An 18,266-nucleotide genomic window follows, 5' to 3' on the forward strand; every position below is an offset into this window, starting at 1 on the left:
CTACGTCCGCGTACAGGACCGTCCGGGGCGCTGAAGGTGTCCTGTACGCGGACGTAGGCGTCATCTCCGAGCGGAACGTGCGGCGCCGTCGCCGATGGTCGTGGGCTACCCCTGTCAGTCGAAGCGGGAGACGTCCCCGGCCCCTTCACGACGGACGATCGGAGCACCCTCCGTGAAGTCGATGACGCTTGTCGGTGTCACTCCCGGAGTCCCGGAATCGATGATGAGATCGACGTCGTTGCCGATCGCCTGGGCGACTTCCTCCGCGTTCGTGAGCGGGTTCTCGTGTCCGGGCAGCAGCAGCGTCGACGACAGGATCGGTTCGCCCACCTCACGGACCAGTGACAGCGCGGTCGGGTTCTCCGGTATCCGCGCACCCACGGAGTTCTTCTTGGGGTGCATCATCTTCCGCGGCACCTCCTTGGTCGCCTTCATGATGAAGGTGTACGGCCCAGGAGTGAGCGACTTGATCGTGCGGAACGCCGAGTTGTCGATGATGACGAACTGTCCCAGCTGCGCGAACTCATCGCACATGAGCGTGAAGTGGTGCTTCGAGTCCAAGCTGCGGATCCGGGCGATCCGCTCGATCCCCTCCCTGTTCTCCAGAGAGCACCCCAGCGCATAGCAGGAATCCGTCGGGTAGGCGACGAGCCCGCCGTTCCGGATGACCTCTGCGGCCTGGCGGATCAGCCGTGGCTGGGGATCGACCGGGTGAATGGTGAGGGTATTCGCTTTCATACCCACATCGTAGTGGCTCCGGTCACGAGGACAACAGGTCACTCCACCAGCGGCAGGACGGCTTACCGACCGGGACGCACCGACGGGGTCCCTGAGCGAGGCGCTGCTGAAGACGGTGCCCGCGACACCTGCTCCGCGGAGGTCACCGCCGCTTCCTCTTCTCCCGGATCCGCATGCCCAACTGGATGGGCGTGCCGGTGAAGTCGAATGTCTCCCGCAGCCGCCGGAGGATGAAGCGCCGGTATCCGGGGTCGAGGAACCCCGTCGTGAAGAGGACGATGTGGGGCGGCCGGTGCGACACCTGCGTGCCGAAGAGGATGCGCGGCTGCTTGCCACCGCGCACCGGGTGGGGGTTCGCCGCGACGAGCTCCCCGAGGAACGCATTCAGCCTGCTCGTGGGGATCCGCATGTCCCAGCCCTCGAGCGCTCGCTCCATCGCCGGGACGAGCTTCTCCGCGTGCCGCCCCGTCTTCGCGGAGATGTTCACCCGGGGAGCCCACTCGACGTGTGCGAGGTCCTTCTCGATCTCCCGCTCCAGCCAATGCCTGCGCTCCTCATCGAGGAGGTCCCACTTGTTGAACGCGAGGACGAGCGCACGGCCGGCCTCCGTCGCACTGCGCACGATCCTGATGTCCTGCTCGCTCAGCGGCTCGTTCGCCTCGAGGAGCACCAGCGCGAGCTCTGCGCGCTCGAGCGCCGTCTGCGTGCGCAGCGACGCGTAGTATTCCGCTCCGCTCGCCTGCCGGACACGCTTCTTGATGCCGGCGGTGTCGACGAACCGCCAGGGCTTGCCGCCCAGCTCGACCACCTGGTCGACGGGATCGCGGGTGGTTCCCGCGACATTGTCGACGATCACCCGCTCCTCTTTCGCGAGGTGGTTGAGCAGCGACGACTTCCCCACGTTGGGGCGTCCCACGAGTGCGATGCGGCGCGGACCCCCCGGCTCCTCCGCGGCATCCACCTCCGAGTGGCGGGGAAGTGTCTCCATGACGACGTCCAGGAGATCCGCGACACCGCGACCGTGCATCGCCGACACGGTGTGCGGCTCACCCAGCCCGAGTGCCCACAGCTCTGCCGCCTGGATCTCACCCCGCTCGTCGTCCACCTTGTTCGCCGTGAGGATCACAGGCTTCCCCGCGCGGCGGAGCATACGCACCACGTGCTCGTCCGTCGAAGTCACACCGGTCGTCACGTCGACGACGAGGAGGACCGCGTCCGCCTGATCGACGGCGATCTCCGCCTGGCCGGCGATACGGGACGACATACCGCGCATGTCGATGTCCCACCCACCGGTGTCCACGAGGGTGAGGGGACGACCTCCCCACTCCGCGCTGTAGCGCACCCGGTCGCGCGTGACTCCCGGGACGTCCTCGACGACCGCTTCGCGCCTGCCGAGGATCCGGTTGACGAGCGTCGATTTGCCGACGTTCGGCCGCCCCACGATCGCGAGGACAGGAGCGGGAGGGATCGTCGCGGCGACGCCGTCACCGGTTTCGAACGCGTCGAGCAGCGCACGGTCCTCGTCCTCGAGGTCGTAGGCCTCGAGTCCGCTGCGCAGGGACGCGGCGCGCTGTTCGGCCTCCGCCTCGTCCATCTGCGCGATCCGGTCGACGAGGTCGTCGTCCGGTGCAGGTGTGAAGTCGTCGTCCGCTGCGCCGCCGTCCTGGATGTCCGTCATGATGTCGTGCCTTCCACGAGCGCGAGCACGGCCTCGACGGCCTGCTCGAAGCCCACGTCTGTCGTATCGAGTGTGTGGACGCCGTCCGCCGCCGTGAGGAAGCTGGTCGTCCGCGAATCCTTGGCGTCGCGATCGACGACGAGCTTCCGCGTCGCTTCCACCGCGGCCGCGTCCGCGGTGCCGTGCACCTCCGTCGACCGCCGGGCGATGCGCACCGCCTCGTCCGCCGTCATGAGGATCCGGACCGGAGCGTCCGGTGCGACGACCGTCGTGATGTCACGGCCTTCGACGACGATGCCGGGCTGCGTGCCGGAGATGATCTCCCGCTGGCGCTCGATGAGCTCGTCACGCGCGTCCTGCACGCCGGACACGGTCTGGACGTTCTCCGACACCTCTGCCCCACGGATGTCGTCGGTGATGTCCATCCCGTCGACCTCCACACGGAAACCGTCCGGGTCCGTCGTGATCTCCAGGTCCGCCCCGCGGATGAGTTCGACGACGTCCCCGGGATCGGTCACGCCGCGATTGAGGCACAGCCACGCCATCGCACGGTACATCGCGCCGGTGTCGAGGTAGCCGTATCCCAGGCGGCGTGCCACCTCTTTGGACGTGCTGGACTTCCCAACGCCGCTGGGACCGTCGATCGCGATGACTGCCATGTGATGAGAACCTCTCTCGCTTCTGCTGTGCTCTGTCCACCCTATCCGGATGCGGAGCCGCCCACGGGTCGATCGGATGTGTCCTGGCCCTCGGCGTCCGGGTGCTCGGGCAGGCGCCACCCCCGTCGGCCGAGACCGACCACGAGGTCCTGTACGCGGTCCGGCAGCACCATGAGGTCCGTGCTGCCCAGCCGGTGGCCCGTCGCGTGGTCGATGCGCACGTCCTCGATGTTGATGTCGAGGTCGTGCACGTCGCTGAAGAGGCGCGCGAGCCCGCCGGGCTCGTCGCCCACGACGACCGTGACTGTGCCGTAGACCGTGGGGGCCTGGCCGTGCTTGCCCGGGATCCGCTGGTGGCCCTCGTTGCCCGCAGCGATCGTCGATGCCAGCACCCCGTACCCGCCGGGTTCCAGGGACAGGGCCTCGACCACACGGTCGAGATCGTCGCGCACACCGATGAGGACGTCCCGGACCGCTGACGCGTTGCCCGCGAGGATCTGGGTCCAGAGACCGGGGTCGGACGCCGCGATGCGGATGACGTCCCGCAGGCCCTGCCCCGCGAGCGCGATGCCGTCCACGGGCATCTCGATGAGCTGCGCGGCCATGAGGGACGCGATCACCTGCGGTGCGTGGGAGACCCGGGCGACGGAGGAATCGTGGAATTCGGGCTCGAGGTGCAGGACCGTGGCGCCCACGGCCTCGGCGGCGGCGACGACCTGGGCCAGCCGGTGCTGCGGCGTGTGCTCGTCGGAGCAGACCACCCAGGGGCGGGCCTCGAAGAGGTCGACCCGGGCGGCGACGGCGCCGGACTTCTCACGGCCCGCCATCGGATGCGAGCCGATGTAGCGGTCGAGTTCGTCGCCCACCGTCTGCGACCGCACACGGTCGAGGATGATGCCCTTCACACTCGCGACGTCCGTGACCGTCGCCTCCGGGAGTGCGCGCAGCTGCGCGACGATGATGTCCGCGGCGACGTCCGGAGGCGCCGCCACGACGACGAGCTCCGTGTCCGGATGCGGGTCCGCGAGGACGCCCGCACCCATGTCGGCGGCCAGCCGACCAGCAGTGGGTGAGGTGTCCTCGAGCGTCACGGCGCAGCCGGCACGCTGCAGGGCGAGCCCCACCGACGTGCCGAGGAGCCCCGTACCGACGATGTGCGCGCGGTCCGGGACATCGCCCCGACTCACAGGTCGACGGCCTTCATGAGCTCGCCGACCTCGTGCGGGCGCAGCGTCCGCAGCTTGCCGGGACGCTGCTCCGCGAGCGCGATGGGACCGAAATGGGTGCGGACGAGCCGTTCGACCGGCGTGCCCACCGCGTCGAGCAGCCTCCTCACGACCCGATTGCGGCCCGAATGGAGGACGACCTCGACGAGGGCGTGACCGGGAGTCGAATCGACGAGCTTGAACGAGTCGACGTGAGCGATCCCGTCCTCCAGTTCGATCCCGTCGCGCAGTCGGGCACCCGCGTCGCGCGGAACCGGACCGCGCACCCGGGCCAGATACGTCTTCGGCACCTCGTAGGACGGGTGTGTGAGACGGTTCGACAGCTCCCCGTCGTTCGTGAGGAGGAGCAGCCCCTCCGTGTCGTAGTCGAGGCGACCCACGTAGAAGAGCCGCTCCTGACGATCCCGCACGTAGTCCGCGATCGTCTTGCGGCCTTCCGGGTCGCTCATCGACGTGACGACCTTCGCAGGCTTGTTGAGAGCGAAGTAGACACGGTCCGGGCTCGTGGTGATGCGCAGCGTGTCGACGTGGACCGCCTGCGTCTCCGGGTCGATGCGGGTGCCGAGTTCCCGGACCACGACCCCGTCCACCTCGACACGGCCCTCTGCGATGAGGGTCTCACAGGCGCGGCGAGACCCCACTCCGGCGTCGGCGAGCACCTTCTGGAGGCGCACCCCGTCGTCGCGGTGGACATCCGACACCTGTCCGGTGCCGGTGTTCTGGTTCGTGCGGGCGGCGCGTTCGCGGCGCGAGGGTCGGCGGGAACGATGTCCGGGGGAACGGGGATCCGATGAGCTCATCCCCCCATTATCCCGAACTCTTCGGCATCTGCCGCACCGGCTTCGCCCGCACGCAGTGCTTCCTCCCCCTCGGGGAGGAACGGGGCGATGTCCGGAAGGTCCTCGATGCGCTCCAATCCGGCGGCTTCGAGGAACGCGGGGGTAGTCACGAATCTCACGGCGCCTGTCGTCTCATCGGTGCCGGATTCGACGAGGAGACCCCGCAGCAGCAGTGTGCGGACGACCCCGTCGACGTTCACTCCCCGGATCGCGGAGATGCGCGCGCGGGTGACGGGCTGGCGGTACGCGACGACGGCGAGTGTCTCCAGCGCCGCCTGCGACAGCTTCGCCGAATGCCCTGCCGTGAGGAACGCAGACACGACGTCGTGGTGCTCCGCACGCGAATAGATCCGCCAGCCGCCAGCTGCCCGGGCGAGACGGAATCCGCGGGTGCGGTTCCCGCGCTCCCCGTCGTAGTCCGCGGCCAGCTCCGTGAGCGCCGCAGCCACCTCGTCGGCTTCGACTCCCAGTCCTTCGCTCAGCTGCTCGACGGTCACGGGCTCATCGGTGACCATGAGCACCGCTTCGAGGCCCGCGAGCAGCTCGTCCGACACCGCCTCACTCATGCGATCCTCCGTCCTCCGCCGTCATCTGCGCGCTCTGGTCCACCGTCATGTCCTCGTCCGGATACGGACCCTCGTCCGGGATCGCGTGGTCGTCCCCGCCCACCGTGAGCGCCACGGTGAGCGGACCCAGCGCCTCCGGCTGGTCGAAATCGCACAGGCCGGCCTTGAAGAGCTCCAGCAGAGCGAGGAAGCGAGCGACGACCACCAGCCTGCTCTCCGCGTCGTCGACCAGTGTGGCGAAGTCGATCCGCGTCTCCTCCCGCAGTCGCGACAGCAGCAGCGCGCGCTGTTCGGGGACGGACACGTGCGCGTCGTGCAGATGGTCCAGCGCGACGGCCGGAGGCGTCCGATCGCGGGACACGACGGCCGCGAAGACCGCGGCGAGCACCGAACCCGACGTGCTGAACTCCAGCGGCGGGAGGACGTCCCTGAACTCCCTCTCCAGAGGTACCGCGCGCGGGACCGCCTGCGCCGCGTCCCCCATCCGCTGGGCGAGCACCCGCGACACGTCCTTGTACGCGCGGTACTGGAGGAGGCGGGCGAAGAGGAGGTCGCGGGCCTCCAGCAGCTCGAGGTCCAGCTCATCCTCGACTTCCGCACCCGGCAGCAGCCGTGCGAGCTTGAGGTCCAGAAGCGTCGCGGCGACGAGCAGGAAATGGCTCAGCTCATCGAGGCTCCTGGTCCCGCGCAGCGTGGCGACGTATGCAAGGAAGTCGTCCGTGACCTCGGCCAGCGCGATCTCCGTGATGTCGAGCGACCTGCGGGCGATGAGGTCGAGGAGGACGTCGAAAGGACCGGAGAAGTTCTCGAGATCGACGGTGAAGCCCGCCGGGGCCCCGGTGTCGGATGTTCCACCGGTGACGCCGTCCGCAGCGTCGACCGCAGCCTCCATGGGAGTCTCCGCCGGCGCCTCCGGCGACGTCACGGCGCTCATCGTCAGGGTGAGCCACCGCGGGCGATGAGTTCCCGGGCGAGACTGCGGTACGAGTCGGCGCCCTTGTGCGTCGGCGCGAACGTGGTGATCGGCTCCGCGGCGACGGTCGCGTCCGGGAACTTCACGGTCCGGTTGATGACGGTGTCGAAGACCGTCTCACCGAACGCGTCGACGACGCTCGCGATGACCTCGCGCGAATGGAGGGTGCGGCCGTCGAACATCGTCGCGAGGATCCCGTCGATCGTGAGCGACGGGTTCAGGCGGTCCTGGACCTTCTCGATCGTCTCCACGAGCAGCGCCACGCCGCGCAGCGCGAAGAACTCCGTCTCCAGCGGGATGATGACGCCGTGCGCCGCGGTGAGGGCGTTGACGGTGAGCAGGCCCAGCGACGGCTGGCAGTCCACGAGCACGACGTCGTACTCGTCCGCGACCTTCGACAGCGCCCGCGCGAGCACCTGCTCGCGGGCCACTTCGCCCACCAGCTGGATCTCCGCCGCTGACAGGTCGATGTTCGCCGGCATCACGTCGATGTTGTCCACGGCCGTCTCATGGATGACTTCGTGCGGGTCCAGCCGCGCGCTCATGAGGACGTTGTAGACCGATTTCTCGAGCGCGTTCGGATTGATGCCCAGCCCCACGGACAGTGCACCCTGCGGATCGAAGTCGACGAGGAGGACCCGCCTGCCGTACCCGGCGAGCGCGGCACCCAGGTTGATCGACGACGTGGTCTTGCCGACGCCGCCCTTCTGGTTCACCATCGCGATGATGCGTGCCGGCCCGTGTCCGTCGAGCGGCGCGGGTTCCGGGTACTCCCGGTGGGGGCGCCCGGTGGGCCCCAGTGGTGCGTCGGCCGCGATGTCGAGCCGCTGCTGCGAGTCTGCCACGTGCTTCCTCATCTCCTTGCTGCTGCTGCGGTGGGCTTCAGCCTATCGCGCGCGGGGGTGCGACGACGCGTACACCTCGCGGAGCGTCTGCACCGTGACGCGCGTGTAGATCTGCGTCGTGACGACGGAGGCGTGCCCGAGCAGCTCCTGGACCACGCGGATGTCCGCGCCGCCCTCCAGGAGGTGGGTCGCGAAGGAGTGGCGCAGGGTGTGCGGTGTGACGTGCGGAACACCCGCAGCCTCCGCGGCCCGTCCGACGATCGCCCATGCGGACTGCCGGCTGAGCCGGCCTCCGCGCTGGTTGAGGAACACCGCGCCGGCGCGGCCGGGCTGCCGCGCGCCCGTCGTCTTCGACTGCCGGGAGGCGAAGTGCGGCCTGCTGCGCACCGTCCACGTCTCGAGCGCCGCTCGCGCATGGGAGCCGACGGGGACCAGCCGCTCCTTCGCGCCCTTCCCGTAGAGCCTCACGGTGCCGCGGTCGAGGTCGAAGTCGTCGAGGTCGATCCCCACCGCTTCGCTGATCCGCGCCCCCGTCGCGTAGAGCAGCTCGAGGAGTGCCGCCGCGCGTCGCTGGACGGGGTCCTCCCCTGCCGTCGTCGCGAGGATCGATTCGACCTGCGCGACCGTGAGCGCGGAGGGCAGTCGCTCCGTCTGTCGGGGCGGCGAGAGCGCAGCCGCGGGGTCGCCGTCGGTCTGGCCCTCCCCCAGCAGGTGGTCGTGGAGCCGCCGCACGGCGACGCCGATCCGTGCCTGTGAGGATGCGGCGAGCCCTTCCGCGTCGATCGCGGCGCGGAATGCGAGGAGGTCCTCCTCCGTCACCTCCGAGAGGTGCGCGATGTCCCGGTCGATGAGCCACGTGAGGTAGCGGGCGAGATCCCGGGCGTAGGCGTCCACCGTGTTGCGGGACAGGCCGCGCTCCAGCTCGATGTGCGCAAGGTAGTCCTCGACGGGCCTCAGCAGTGGCGCGGACGCCTCGGGCAGGAGCTGCGCTCCGTGGCGAGCCATCTCAGTCCCGGTCGCCCGGCCACGGGGCGTCCACGGGACGCAGGTCTGTCCACCCGCGGGCCCGCGCGCGGTCCGCGTGGAGGATCGCCAGGCAGGCGGTGGCATTGCCGATGCGTCCGGTGAGCACCGCGTCGACCGCTTCTGCGAGCGGCGTCCACCGGAGGACGATCCCCCGCTCCTCCCCCTCGCGCTGCGTCCGCTGCGCGGGAGGGAGGTCGGTGACGTCGCGGGCCAGGTAGATGCGGATGACCTCCGTCGAACCGCCGGGGGTCGTGTACATGTCCGCGAGCGTGTGCCACTCAGCGGCTCGCAGGTCGGCTTCTTCCCCCAGTTCCCGCGCCGCAGTCACCGCCGGTTCCTCCCCGGCGACGTCGCGCAGCCCCGCCGGGATCTCCCAGTCGCGCATGCGGATGGGATGCCGGTACTGCCGGATCAGGAGGATACGGTCCTCCTCGTCGATCGCCGCGACCGCGACCGCACCCGTGTGGGCGAGCACATCGCGGGTGAGGGTGCCGCCTGCTTCCGGCAGGTGGAACGTCTCGCTCACGACGTCCCAGACAGCACCTTCGTAGACTGTCGCGCGGTCGGTCACCTCGACGTCCACCGGCTGGTCGACGAGGGGGGCCGGGGTCGCGGGATCTGTGTCGGTGTCTACGCCGGTGTCTGGTCGGTTCTCATGCATGCTGGTGCTCCAATGCCGCGCCGATGAGTCCGGCGAACAGCGGGTGGGGTCGGGTGGGCCTGCTGCGGAACTCCGGATGCGCCTGCGTCGCCACGTAGAACGGATGCGCGTCGGTCGGCAGCTCCACGAATTCGACGAGTGCACCGTCAGGGGAGGTCCCGGAGATGCGCAGCCCCGACTCCTCCAACCGGTCGCGGTAGGCGTTGTTCACCTCGTACCGGTGGCGGTGGCGTTCGACGACCTCTCTCGCCCCGTACGCGGTCGCTACCACGCTGCCGTCGCTGAGGAGTGCCGGCTGGCTCCCCAGGCGCATCGTGCCGCCCATGTCCCCGCCACCGTCCACAACCGCCCGCTGCTCGGCCAGGGTGGCGATCACCGGCTCCGTGGAGTCCGGGTCGAACTCCGTCGACGAGGCGTCTGCGAGACCCAGCACGTTGCGCGCGTACTCGATCACCATGCACTGCATTCCGAGGCAGAGTCCCAGAACCGGCAGACCGTGCGTCCGCGCGTGGGCGAGTGCGCCCAGCTTCCCCTCGATCCCGCGGATGCCGAATCCGCCGGGCACGCAGATCGCGTCGATGCCTGACAGCTGTGCGGCGGCGCCGTCGGGAGTGTCGCAGGAGTCGGAGGGGATCCACCGGACGTCGACCCGCGCGTCGTGGGCGAAGCCGCCGTGACGCAGGGCCTCGGTCACCGACAGGTAGGCGTCCGGCAGGTCGATGTACTTCCCCACCAGTCCCACCGACACGGTGGCCGACGGGCTGTGCACCCGTTCCAGAAGTGCGTCCCACTCCGTCCAGTCGACATCCTGGAACGGCAGGTCGAGTCTGCGGAGTGCGTACACGTCGAGTCCCCCGTCGTGGAGGACCCGGGGGATGTCATAGATGCTCGCGGCGTCGATGCACGGCACGACCGCATCGAGGTCGACGTCGCAGGCGGCAGCGATCTTCCCGCAGATGGAATCCGGCAGTTCGCGGTCCGCGCGCAGCACGAGGGCGTCGGGGGTGATGCCGATCGAGCGCAGCTGCGCGACGGAGTGCTGGGTGGGCTTCGTCTTGAGCTCCCCGCTGGGGGCCAGGTACGGGACGAGTGAGACATGGATGAAGAGGACGTTCTCCCGTCCGATATCGTGCCGCGCCTGCCTCGCGGCTTCGAGGAACGGCAGTGACTCGATGTCGCCCACCGTGCCGCCGATCTCCGTGATGATGACGTCCGGTGCGCCGTCGTCGGTGCGCTCCGCCTGAGCGCGCATGCGGGTTTTGATCTCGTCCGTGATGTGCGGGATCACCTGGACCGTGTCGCCCAGGTACGCGCCTCTTCGCTCCTTCGCGATGACGGAGGAGTAGACCTGTCCGGTCGTGATGTTCGCGCTCGCGTCCAGCGACACGTCGAGGAAACGTTCGTAGTGCCCGATGTCCAGGTCCGTCTCCGCGCCGTCGTCGGTGACGAAGACCTCACCGTGCTGGAACGGGTTCATCGTCCCAGGATCCACGTTGAGGTAGGGGTCCAGCTTCTGCATCGCCACCCGGAGGCCCCGCTTGCGGAGCAGATGGCCCAGGCTCGAGGCCGTGAGCCCCTTTCCCAGGGAGGAGGCCACGCCGCCGGTGACGAAGATCTGCCGTGTCTGCTGTCCGCCGCTTGTACTCAGTCGTCTCACCACGGACCTCCATACTACCAGTGGGCGGGCCGTTCCGACCCGCCGTGACGGTCAGCGCTTCTGGGTGAGCGCTGCCGCGTAGACGTCGAGCAGGTCCTCCGCGATGAGGGCTGACGCGTCGACGTCGTCGACGCGTCGCTGCACGGCGAACGCAGCGGTCGTCCGATCGATCGGTGAGTCGAGGAGTGTCGTGATCGCGGCCAGGAGGCCGGCGGTGTCCCGGGGGTCGACGCGCGGTGCGGCTTCGCCCCATGCCCGCGCGGTGCGCTCGTTCCCCAGGACCACCGTCGCGCGGCCCAGCTGCATGACGCCTTCGACGTCGACGCCGGTCATGTCCTTCGACGCCACGACGACGTCCGCTGCGGCGAGCACGTCCGCCACGGCCCCCTCGTCGCCCAGGACGACCGGGTGCCTGCGTGTGAAGCTCTTCGCCACGGTGCTGCGCTCGCGCCCTGTCCCGGTGAGGGCGAAGACCACACGGCGGTCCGGACGGTGGTCGAACATCGTCACGGCGGCCTCGAGGAACGTCGTGAGTTCGTCCCCGTCCACCAGTCGCATGGGTGTCGCGACAAGGAAGGCGCCAGCCGGGACGTCGAGGTTCTCGCGCGTCTGCGCGCGTCCCACGACGGGGGCCAGCCGCCGGGACACGTCGGGGCTGCGCAGCTGCGCGCGCTCTGTGACCGGCACCGAATCCGCGAACTGCGCGGCGACGGGGTCCGTCGTACCGAGGACGACCGCTGCGGTGCGCGCCACGATCCGTGCGGCCGTCCCGTCGAGGACGCTCGACTCGCGGAAGCGGCCCACCGTCACGACGAGAGCGGGGCGCAGCCGGGCTGGCAGCCCCGTCATGGCGGCCCCCGCCAGCGCGCCGGCGTGCAGCCCGTGGGCATGGACGAGGTCGACGTGCCGGTAGTGCTGGTGGAGGGTGAGACTCGCACCGGGGTCCGCGCTCGTCACACGGTCGCGGGCACCGATGGGGATGACAGCGAGTTCGGGTGTCTGCGGCAGGTCCAGATCGCGGACGACGGAGGAGCGCGCGGCGACCGCCACACGGTGGCCGGTGGCCAGGTGGCCGCGGATCGCGTCCACGGCGACCTCTCCGATCACACCGCGCGTCGTCGTGACGACGTGGAGAATGCGGGCATCGGGGCTCAGCCCGGCCGACTCGGGCTGGTCTTCGAACATGTGCGCTTCCTTCCGGTCCTGCGACAGTGCGCGGACCGCTTGCGGACGGATGAGTGACCGCCCGGGGTCGCACGCGACTTCACCGTTCCACAGCCTACCGGCTGACCTCCGTGTACGCCGCCCGGGCCGCGTGGGCGGCGTCCTCCTCAGTCGGCAGCTCCAATGCGCGCAGCGCCGCCTTCCGGCCCAGCTCCGCGCGCAGGCCCCCGTCTTCGAGGAGCTTACGCAGGCCGGCGGCGAAGGCCTCGGCGTCACCCGTCGGCACGAGGATCCCCGCGTCGCCGACGAGTTCCGGTGTCCCTCCCGTCGCGGTCGCGAGGATCGCCTTGCCTGCCAGCATCGCTTCCTGCAGGACGAGGGCCCGGGCCTCCCACCGGCTGGAGAGGACGAAGATGTCGCTCACCTGGTTGAGGGCCGGGATGTCGGACCGCTGGCCCAGGAAGTGGACCGCGGGTCGGTGCCCGTTCCGCGCGTGCTCCTCGATCCTCGCCGTGAGTCGCGCCTTCTCCGCCGCGTCCGCGGATCCCGCGATGAGGCACTGGGCGTCCGGATGGTCCTCCGCGATCGCGGCGAGCGCGTCGATGAGGACGTCGTAGTCCTTCTGCGGCGCGACCCGGCCCACGGCCAGGAGGAGCGGCCCCTCCCGGGGGATGTCGAGTTCGCGGGCCAACGAGCTGCGCAGCAGAGACGAGTTCACGTCTTCGGCGAAGCCTTCGGGAGGTGACGCCGCCGGCGCGAAGCGGGCGGTCGTGGCGCCCAGGTCTCGCGCGAGCGCGACGAGGTCCTCACTCACCCCCAGCACACGGTCCGCGCCGCGCGCGATCGCCTTCGCGACCGCGCGCTCCGCACGCGCACGAGCCCCGGTCCCCATGAGCGTGTTGTGCCAGCTCGAGACGAAGCCGGGCCGCTTCCGCAGTCCGGTGAGTGCAGCGAGCGTCACGAGCGAGGCGCGGAAGCCGTGCGCGTGGACGACATCGGCGCGGAAAGACGTCACGAGACGCCGGAGGCGGCGCACTGCTGCGACGTCGCCCGGCCCCACGGTCGTGCTGATCTCCAGCGGCGCGAAGCGGACGCGAGGGCGGTCGTCGAAGCCGAACTGCGCTTGCGTCTGTGTCGGACCGATCACCCCGACGACATCGCCGGAAGCCGCGAGGTTCTGTGCGAGAGCCGCCACGTGCGTGCCCACGCCGCCCGTCGAGGTGCCCAGCACGATGAGGATGCGCATGCGCCCGTGCCCCTTTCGTCTGCCTGCAGTGGACGGTCCCGCCCTGGGCGGGACCACGGGCTCCAGGATATCGCTCCGGCACGCCGCTTCGCGCCGACGGCCACGACTTCAGCGCAGCGTGCGGACGTGGGCCAGTGTGCCCCGGTCGGCCGCCGCCACGAGTCCCACCACGACGACGATCGCGACGAACCCGCCCGCGACGCCCGCAATGACGGATCCGACGGGCGACTCCCCCACGAGGCCGCCGAGGCCGTGGGCCGCGACCGTCCCCGCCAACGCGCCCAGCCCCGCGCCGATCGCCGCGGTGACGACCGTCCGCGGAAGCCCCGCGACGGATGCCCGGCCCCGGTTGCGGACGATCCCCGCGATGAGGCTCAGCCCGGCGATCGTCATCCCGAGGACGTGGGCCGCGCCCAGGAGCATGAGCGTCCGCGGGGCCGGGTCCGCTGCGACGAGGGGGATGCCGACGACGACGCCCAGTGCGACCGACCCCCATCCGACGGCGGTCGTGAGCGCTGCGGTGCGCGAGCGCTCGAGCGCGTAGAACACGCGTGTCCCCCAGGCGACGAAGCACCAGCCCGGCACCGCCCACGCGATGATCCGCACGGTGTCGCCCAGTGCGGGGAACAGGGTCCTCACATCGTCACGGGCCGCATCGAGCCCGGAGAAGAACGTGCCCAGCGGGGTCGCCGCGGCGGCGAGGAGTGCGGCTCCGGCCAGACCCAGAGCGATGACCAACCGGGACGTGCGCGCGATCATGGCGTCGACCTCGGCGGAGGCTGCCGCCTCGGACCCGGTCGACTGCCCCGGGGACGCAGGGGCCATCGACCGAGCGGCGGACGCGAGCTCGGACAGGCGGGGGAAGGCGATGGTCGCGACGGGGATCGCGAGGACCGCATAGGGCAGCAGGTAGACCGCCTGGATGTAGCTGAAGACGACGAAGACGCCTTCGCCGCCCACGTGGTTCGAGACCACCATGATCATGAGGGTGGCCACCTGCTGGGCGAGCAGGACCGTCATCCCGGCGGCCGCCAGCCGCACCGCCCGCGGCCCCACGCCCGCGGGGAACCGCCACGTGGGGCGGACCCGCAGACCGGTCCTCGCGGTCGGCAGTGCGAGCGGCAGTGCGAGGGCCGCGACGCCCGCGGTCGTCCCCCACGCGAGCAGTGCGAGCGCGGCGGGGCTGTCGGGTTCGACGCCGGGGCCGCGCAGTCGCCCGTACGCCACGTAGACGCCGATGACGATGAGGCTCGACACGAGCGGCATGAAGGCGGGCCAGAGGAACTTGCGATGCGCCTGGAGCACACCGGTGAGGACACCGCCGATCCCGTAGAGCACCAGCTGCGGGGCGAACACGAGGAGGAACCCGGCGGCATAGCTGATCTGCTCCTCCCCGCTCAGCAGCAGGGAGGCGATCGGTTCGCTGAAGACCGCGATGACGACCGCCAGCGGCAGCGTGAGCGTCACCGACCATGTGAGGAGTGCCGAGGTGATCCGGGAGGCCGTCCCACGGTCCGCGCGCGACAGCGGTCCCGCGAGCAGCGGCACGACGGCGCCGGCGAGAGCACCGCCCGCGATCACCTCGAAGAGGATGTTCGGCACCTGGTTCGCCGACTGGTAGGCGGTGCCCACCGCGCCCGCCCCCACCGTCGGCGAGAAGACGATCCAGCGGACGAACCCCACGAGGCGCGACAGGAGCGTCGCGACGGAGACCAGGAGCGCGGCCGACGCCGCGAAGCGCAGCAGACGCGGCATCAGCGGCCCAGCGCGTCGAGTTCGCGCAGACCCGGCGTCTTCTCGATGACGCGGGTGAACGAGACCCGTTCGCTGGCGAGGGTGAGCGCGGCGAGGACAGCGAGTTCGCACGCGAGACGGGGCCGTGAGGCGGTGAGCGCGCTCCGCAGTCCGATCGCAGCGCCCAGCGCATTGGCACCGGCGTCGCCCAGCATCGTCGACCCGCCCAGGTCGTCCCGCAGCAGGACGGCGGTCGCACCGGCCGCTCCGCCGCACAGAGCGGCGGACGCGTCGGCAGCACCGCGGATGCGGCCGCGGGCTGGGGAGACCGCGTCGAGCGCGCTCTGGCCCGCGGCCATGAGCGCTCCCGCCTTGAGCGCACGACCCGGACGCAGATCCAGGAGATTGAGGAGGTTCGCGGTTCCCGCGACGACCCCGCCGGCGAGCACGGCGTCGGCCAGCCGCCCGCGGAGCGATGCGGCTTCCGTGCGCAGGAGGCCGCACGCGAGCACGGACACCACGGGGATCCCGATGACCTTGACGGCACCGGTCGTCACACGACCCCTCGCGAGCGCGCCGAGGTGCCCGCGCAGCCCCTTCGAGGACCCCGTCTCCGCAAAGTCGTCGACGGAGCCGAGCGCGCCGGCGGTCCCCACCGCGGTGAGCGCAGCGGTCTTCACCGCCCCGCCGGGTACACCGACCGCGGCGGCGAGGAGACCAGCCGCAGCAGCCGGCCCCTCGAGCAGCGAGACGGGACGCCCCGCGTGGTTCTCGCGGACGAGCCGCGGCCATCGTGCGTCCGCAACCGACCGGGCCTGCATGACGCCTGCGGCGACGACAGCGGCGGCGAGCCCAGACAGCGCGGCCCGCAGTGCTCGCCCCCTCACGGTCGATCCGCCCGCCGCCCACGGGGCGGCACTCTCACGAAGTCCCGTCACTGCGCACGATCCGGGAGGACCGCGGTCGCGCCCTGCGCGGTCCCGTAGTCGCCGAACGCGCCGTCGAGCGCTGCGGAGACGACCAGCGGCACGAGGACGGCGCCGGTCGACAGATCCGTGCCGTCGACCGTCGACAGGTCGACGCGATCCGAACGGAGCGCTTCCACGAGCCCCCCGACGGCGGAGGTCGTGGGTCCCGCTACGACGACAGTCGACTCCCCGGCGAGGGCCGAGGCGAAGTCCGCGTAGGCGGCGACGGCCGCGGACCGGGTCGTGATCGTCCCCTCGTCCTCCGTGGCCGTCGGGGACGGGGAGGCGGCCGGGGCGGCCACGGCGTCCTGCGCCAGGCTCGGTGCGATGACGACGGCGGCGTCCGCGTCCCCCCACTCTCCGGCTTCGATCCGGTCCGCCTCCGTGAGCACGTCGAAGAGCGCTTCTGAGGCCGCGCGGGATTCCTCCGCACTGTCCGCGGACTCGTCGTCGGTGGACTCGTCATCTGCGGCATCGGCACCCGGAGACGGGGAGCTGTCCTGCTCCTGCGCATCGGTCGACTGCGCGCCCAGTGCCCGGGCCATCGCCGCAGGGATGACGGCGGCGTCGTCGTCGGGAAGCGTGGGGTCCGTGTCGCGCAGAGAGGTGAGCAGCGCCGCATCAGCGGGTTCGAACGCTCCCTCCGTGAGGCTCACGTCGACGTCGACGGCACCGCCGGCCTCTTCGACGCGGGCGCTCACCGCGTCCGCCGCGTCGTTGTCGGACCCTGCGAGCCGGACGAGGGCCACAGAGCGGTCGGTGAGGGTGTCCGCGATGAGGTCCGCCGCGGTCGCCTCGACGAACGCTGCGGTCTGCTCCGTGTGCGCGCGCGACACGTCCAGGTCGGCGCGCAGCGTGTCGCGGTCGGTCCGCAGTCCATCGACCTGCGACTGGAGGGAACTGCCGATCGGCCCCTGCAGCGGGCCGGCCCCCAGCACGATGCCCACCGCGAGCGCGAGGAACACCGAGATGAGGGAGACGAGGTGGTAGCGGAAGTCGATCACGGAAGGCTCAGTCCTCAGGGGTCAGGGGCAGAGAAGGGGTGGGGGCCTCGGGCAGGGCCATCGCCTCGGGCAAGGCGGTCGCTTCGGCCGCGGGGTCGCCGAACAGATTCCCCAGCCACTGGAAGAACCCGTCGAACTGGGCGGCGATCAGACCGAACGCGGTCTGCCCCGCCGCCGTCGCAGACATCGCGGCGCCCAGCGCGATGACGCCGGCGAGAGCCAGCAGCATGAGCTGGCCCGTACCGATCCGCTGCCGGTAGAGCAGCGACACGCCCTTCGCGTCGAGCAGCTTGCTGCCCACCCTCAGGCGCGTGAGGAACGTCGAGGCCATCCCCTTGCGGCCCTTGTCGAGGAATTCGATGAGTGTGTCATGGGTGCCGACCGCGACGATGAGCTGAGCGCCCTTGTCGTCCGCCAGCAGCATGGCGATGTCCTCGCTGGTGCCGGATGCGGGGAACTTCACACAGTCCATCCCGAGGTCGGTGACGCGTTCGACGCCGGGCGCCCGACCGTCCCGATAGGCGTGGACGACGAGCTCCGCGCCGCTCGTCAGCGCGGCATCGGACACCGAGTCCATGTCGCCCACGATCATGTCCGGGCGATGCCCGGCCTCCATGATCGCGTCCGCTCCGCCGTCCACGCCGATGAGCACGGGCCGGTGCTCCCGGATGTAGGGGCGCAGCATCGCGAGGTCTTCCTTGTAGTGGTAGCCACGGACCACGATGAGGGCGTGGCGGCCCTCGAAGTGCGTGCGGACCTGCGGGACGACGAGCCCGTCGTCCAGGAGGTCGGAGTCCTTCTGGATGTATTCCACGGTGTTCGCGACGAAGTCCGCGAGCACTTCGGTCATCCCGGATTCCGCCGAGGCCATCGCCTCATCGATCGACGTGCGAGTCTGCACCGTGCCGGAGGCGATGACGGTGTCTCCGCGGAGCAGGTCGCCGCCCTCGAGCGCGAGCTCCTCGCCCTCCTCGACATGCCCTGGGGCGAAGAGCTCCTCGCCCGCGTCGTCGATGAGCGGGATCCCCGCGGAGACGATGATCCCCGGCCCCAGGTTGGGGTATGCCCCGGAGACGGACCTGTGCGCGTTGACCACAGCGGCGGGTCGGCAGTCCACGAGCGCCTCCGCGGACACGCGGTCGATGTCGGAATGACGGATCACGGCGATGTCGCCGGGCTGGAGCCTCTTCGTGAGGTCCTTGGTCCGGCGGTCGATCCGAACGACCGACGGTCCGACCCGGGAGTCCGTTTCCACCCGTTCACGGGTTCTGCGCAGAATCAT

General features: G+C 70.7%; 17 protein-coding genes. All 17 read right to left on the minus strand.

Annotated features, from left to right (window positions below; all coding sequences use genetic code 11):
• Positions 1–114: 114 nt before the first annotated feature.
• The 17 genes from JFC09_RS08325 to steA all read right to left on the minus strand — a co-directional run bounded on the left by JFC09_RS08325 (position 115) and on the right by steA (position 18,266).
• Positions 115–738 (minus strand): L-threonylcarbamoyladenylate synthase, encoded by a 624-nt coding sequence (locus JFC09_RS08325; RefSeq protein WP_198393492.1) that lies wholly within the window; start codon positions 736–738, stop codon positions 115–117.
• A gap of 142 nt (positions 739–880) precedes the next feature.
• Positions 881–2,416: a ribosome biogenesis GTPase Der gene (gene der / locus JFC09_RS08330; protein ID WP_198393493.1), complete on the minus strand. Its 1,536-nt coding sequence runs from the start codon at positions 2,414–2,416 to the stop codon at positions 881–883.
• The gene (cmk, locus tag JFC09_RS08335) at positions 2,413–3,075 is read right to left on the minus strand and encodes a (d)CMP kinase (protein WP_198393494.1); all 663 of its coding nucleotides are present in this window, start codon (positions 3,073–3,075) and stop codon (positions 2,413–2,415) included. Before cmk ends, der begins: the two co-directional genes overlap by 4 nt.
• A gap of 41 nt (positions 3,076–3,116) precedes the next feature.
• A complete protein-coding gene (locus JFC09_RS08340) occupies positions 3,117–4,262 on the minus strand; it encodes a prephenate dehydrogenase (RefSeq protein WP_198393495.1) in 1,146 nt (381 codons plus the stop codon).
• The gene (locus JFC09_RS08345; RefSeq protein ID WP_198393496.1) at positions 4,259–5,101 is read right to left on the minus strand and encodes a pseudouridine synthase; all 843 of its coding nucleotides are present in this window, start codon (positions 5,099–5,101) and stop codon (positions 4,259–4,261) included. The genes JFC09_RS08340 and JFC09_RS08345 overlap by 4 nt, the downstream gene beginning before the upstream one ends.
• Positions 5,098–5,706 (minus strand): SMC-Scp complex subunit ScpB, encoded by a 609-nt coding sequence (scpB, locus tag JFC09_RS08350; RefSeq protein WP_198393497.1) that lies wholly within the window; start codon positions 5,704–5,706, stop codon positions 5,098–5,100. Before scpB ends, JFC09_RS08345 begins: the two co-directional genes overlap by 4 nt.
• On the minus strand, positions 5,699–6,640 hold the full coding sequence (locus JFC09_RS08355; RefSeq protein ID WP_232483234.1) for a segregation and condensation protein A: 942 nt from the start codon (positions 6,638–6,640) through the stop codon (positions 5,699–5,701). The genes scpB and JFC09_RS08355 overlap by 8 nt, the downstream gene beginning before the upstream one ends.
• A 2-nt stretch (positions 6,641–6,642) precedes the next feature.
• Positions 6,643–7,536, minus strand: coding sequence for a ParA family protein (locus JFC09_RS08360; protein WP_198393498.1), 894 nt, complete (start codon positions 7,534–7,536; stop codon positions 6,643–6,645).
• Positions 7,537–7,566: 30 nt separating this feature from the next.
• Complete coding sequence (locus tag JFC09_RS08365; RefSeq protein ID WP_198393499.1) at positions 7,567–8,529, minus strand: site-specific tyrosine recombinase XerD; 963 nt, start codon at positions 8,527–8,529, stop codon at positions 7,567–7,569.
• Between the two features lies 1 nt (position 8,530).
• Positions 8,531–9,211, minus strand: a complete 681-nt coding sequence (locus tag JFC09_RS08370; RefSeq protein ID WP_198393500.1) for an NUDIX domain-containing protein — start codon at positions 9,209–9,211, stop codon at positions 8,531–8,533.
• Positions 9,204–10,871, minus strand: a complete 1,668-nt coding sequence (locus JFC09_RS08375; protein WP_198393501.1) for a CTP synthase — start codon at positions 10,869–10,871, stop codon at positions 9,204–9,206. The genes JFC09_RS08370 and JFC09_RS08375 overlap by 8 nt, the downstream gene beginning before the upstream one ends.
• 48 nt (positions 10,872–10,919) lie before the next feature.
• A complete protein-coding gene (locus tag JFC09_RS08380; RefSeq protein WP_198393502.1) occupies positions 10,920–12,053 on the minus strand; it encodes a group 1 glycosyl transferase in 1,134 nt (377 codons plus the stop codon).
• A gap of 94 nt (positions 12,054–12,147) precedes the next feature.
• Positions 12,148–13,278, minus strand: a complete 1,131-nt coding sequence (locus JFC09_RS08385) for a glycosyltransferase family 4 protein (protein ID WP_198393503.1) — start codon at positions 13,276–13,278, stop codon at positions 12,148–12,150.
• 108 nt (positions 13,279–13,386) lie between these two features.
• Positions 13,387–15,033, minus strand: a complete 1,647-nt coding sequence (gene murJ / locus JFC09_RS08390) for a murein biosynthesis integral membrane protein MurJ (protein ID WP_198393504.1) — start codon at positions 15,031–15,033, stop codon at positions 13,387–13,389.
• Positions 15,033–15,950, minus strand: a complete 918-nt coding sequence (locus tag JFC09_RS08395; RefSeq protein ID WP_332839702.1) for a hypothetical protein — start codon at positions 15,948–15,950, stop codon at positions 15,033–15,035. Before JFC09_RS08395 ends, murJ begins: the two co-directional genes overlap by 1 nt.
• Positions 15,947–16,984 (minus strand): copper transporter, encoded by a 1,038-nt coding sequence (locus tag JFC09_RS08400; RefSeq protein WP_198393505.1) that lies wholly within the window; start codon positions 16,982–16,984, stop codon positions 15,947–15,949. The genes JFC09_RS08395 and JFC09_RS08400 overlap by 4 nt, the downstream gene beginning before the upstream one ends.
• Positions 16,985–16,991: 7 nt before the next feature.
• Positions 16,992–18,266 (minus strand): putative cytokinetic ring protein SteA, encoded by a 1,275-nt coding sequence (steA, locus tag JFC09_RS08405; protein WP_198393506.1) that lies wholly within the window; start codon positions 18,264–18,266, stop codon positions 16,992–16,994.

Origin of the sequence: Brevibacterium yomogidense (genome assembly GCF_016107685.1) — a bacterium.
In the GTDB taxonomy this organism is placed as follows: domain Bacteria; phylum Actinomycetota; class Actinomycetes; order Actinomycetales; family Brevibacteriaceae; genus Brevibacterium; species Brevibacterium yomogidense.

Excerpts from the sequence above, each read along its gene's own strand:
- JFC09_RS08370 (WP_198393500.1), bottom strand. The coding sequence starts at position 9,211 with ATGCATGAGAACCGACCAGACACCGGCGTAGACACCGACACAGATCCC.
- JFC09_RS08355 (WP_232483234.1), bottom strand. The coding sequence starts at position 6,640 with ATGAGCGCCGTGACGTCGCCGGAGGCGCCGGCGGAGACTCCCATGGAG.
- JFC09_RS08385 (WP_198393503.1), bottom strand. The coding sequence starts at position 13,278 with ATGCGCATCCTCATCGTGCTGGGCACCTCGACGGGCGGCGTGGGCACG.
- JFC09_RS08325 (WP_198393492.1), bottom strand. The coding sequence starts at position 738 with ATGAAAGCGAATACCCTCACCATTCACCCGGTCGATCCCCAGCCACGG.
- cmk (WP_198393494.1), bottom strand. The coding sequence starts at position 3,075 with ATGGCAGTCATCGCGATCGACGGTCCCAGCGGCGTTGGGAAGTCCAGC.
- der (WP_198393493.1), bottom strand. The coding sequence starts at position 2,416 with ATGACGGACATCCAGGACGGCGGCGCAGCGGACGACGACTTCACACCT.
- JFC09_RS08365 (WP_198393499.1), bottom strand. The coding sequence starts at position 8,529 with ATGGCTCGCCACGGAGCGCAGCTCCTGCCCGAGGCGTCCGCGCCACTG.
- JFC09_RS08345 (WP_198393496.1), bottom strand. The coding sequence starts at position 5,101 with ATGAGCTCATCGGATCCCCGTTCCCCCGGACATCGTTCCCGCCGACCC.
- JFC09_RS08380 (WP_198393502.1), bottom strand. The coding sequence starts at position 12,053 with ATGTTCGAAGACCAGCCCGAGTCGGCCGGGCTGAGCCCCGATGCCCGC.
- JFC09_RS08360 (WP_198393498.1), bottom strand. The coding sequence starts at position 7,536 with ATGAGGAAGCACGTGGCAGACTCGCAGCAGCGGCTCGACATCGCGGCC.
- scpB (WP_198393497.1), bottom strand. The coding sequence starts at position 5,706 with ATGAGTGAGGCGGTGTCGGACGAGCTGCTCGCGGGCCTCGAAGCGGTG.
- steA (WP_198393506.1), bottom strand. The coding sequence starts at position 18,266 with ATGATTCTGCGCAGAACCCGTGAACGGGTGGAAACGGACTCCCGGGTC.
- murJ (WP_198393504.1), bottom strand. The coding sequence starts at position 15,033 with ATGCCGCGTCTGCTGCGCTTCGCGGCGTCGGCCGCGCTCCTGGTCTCC.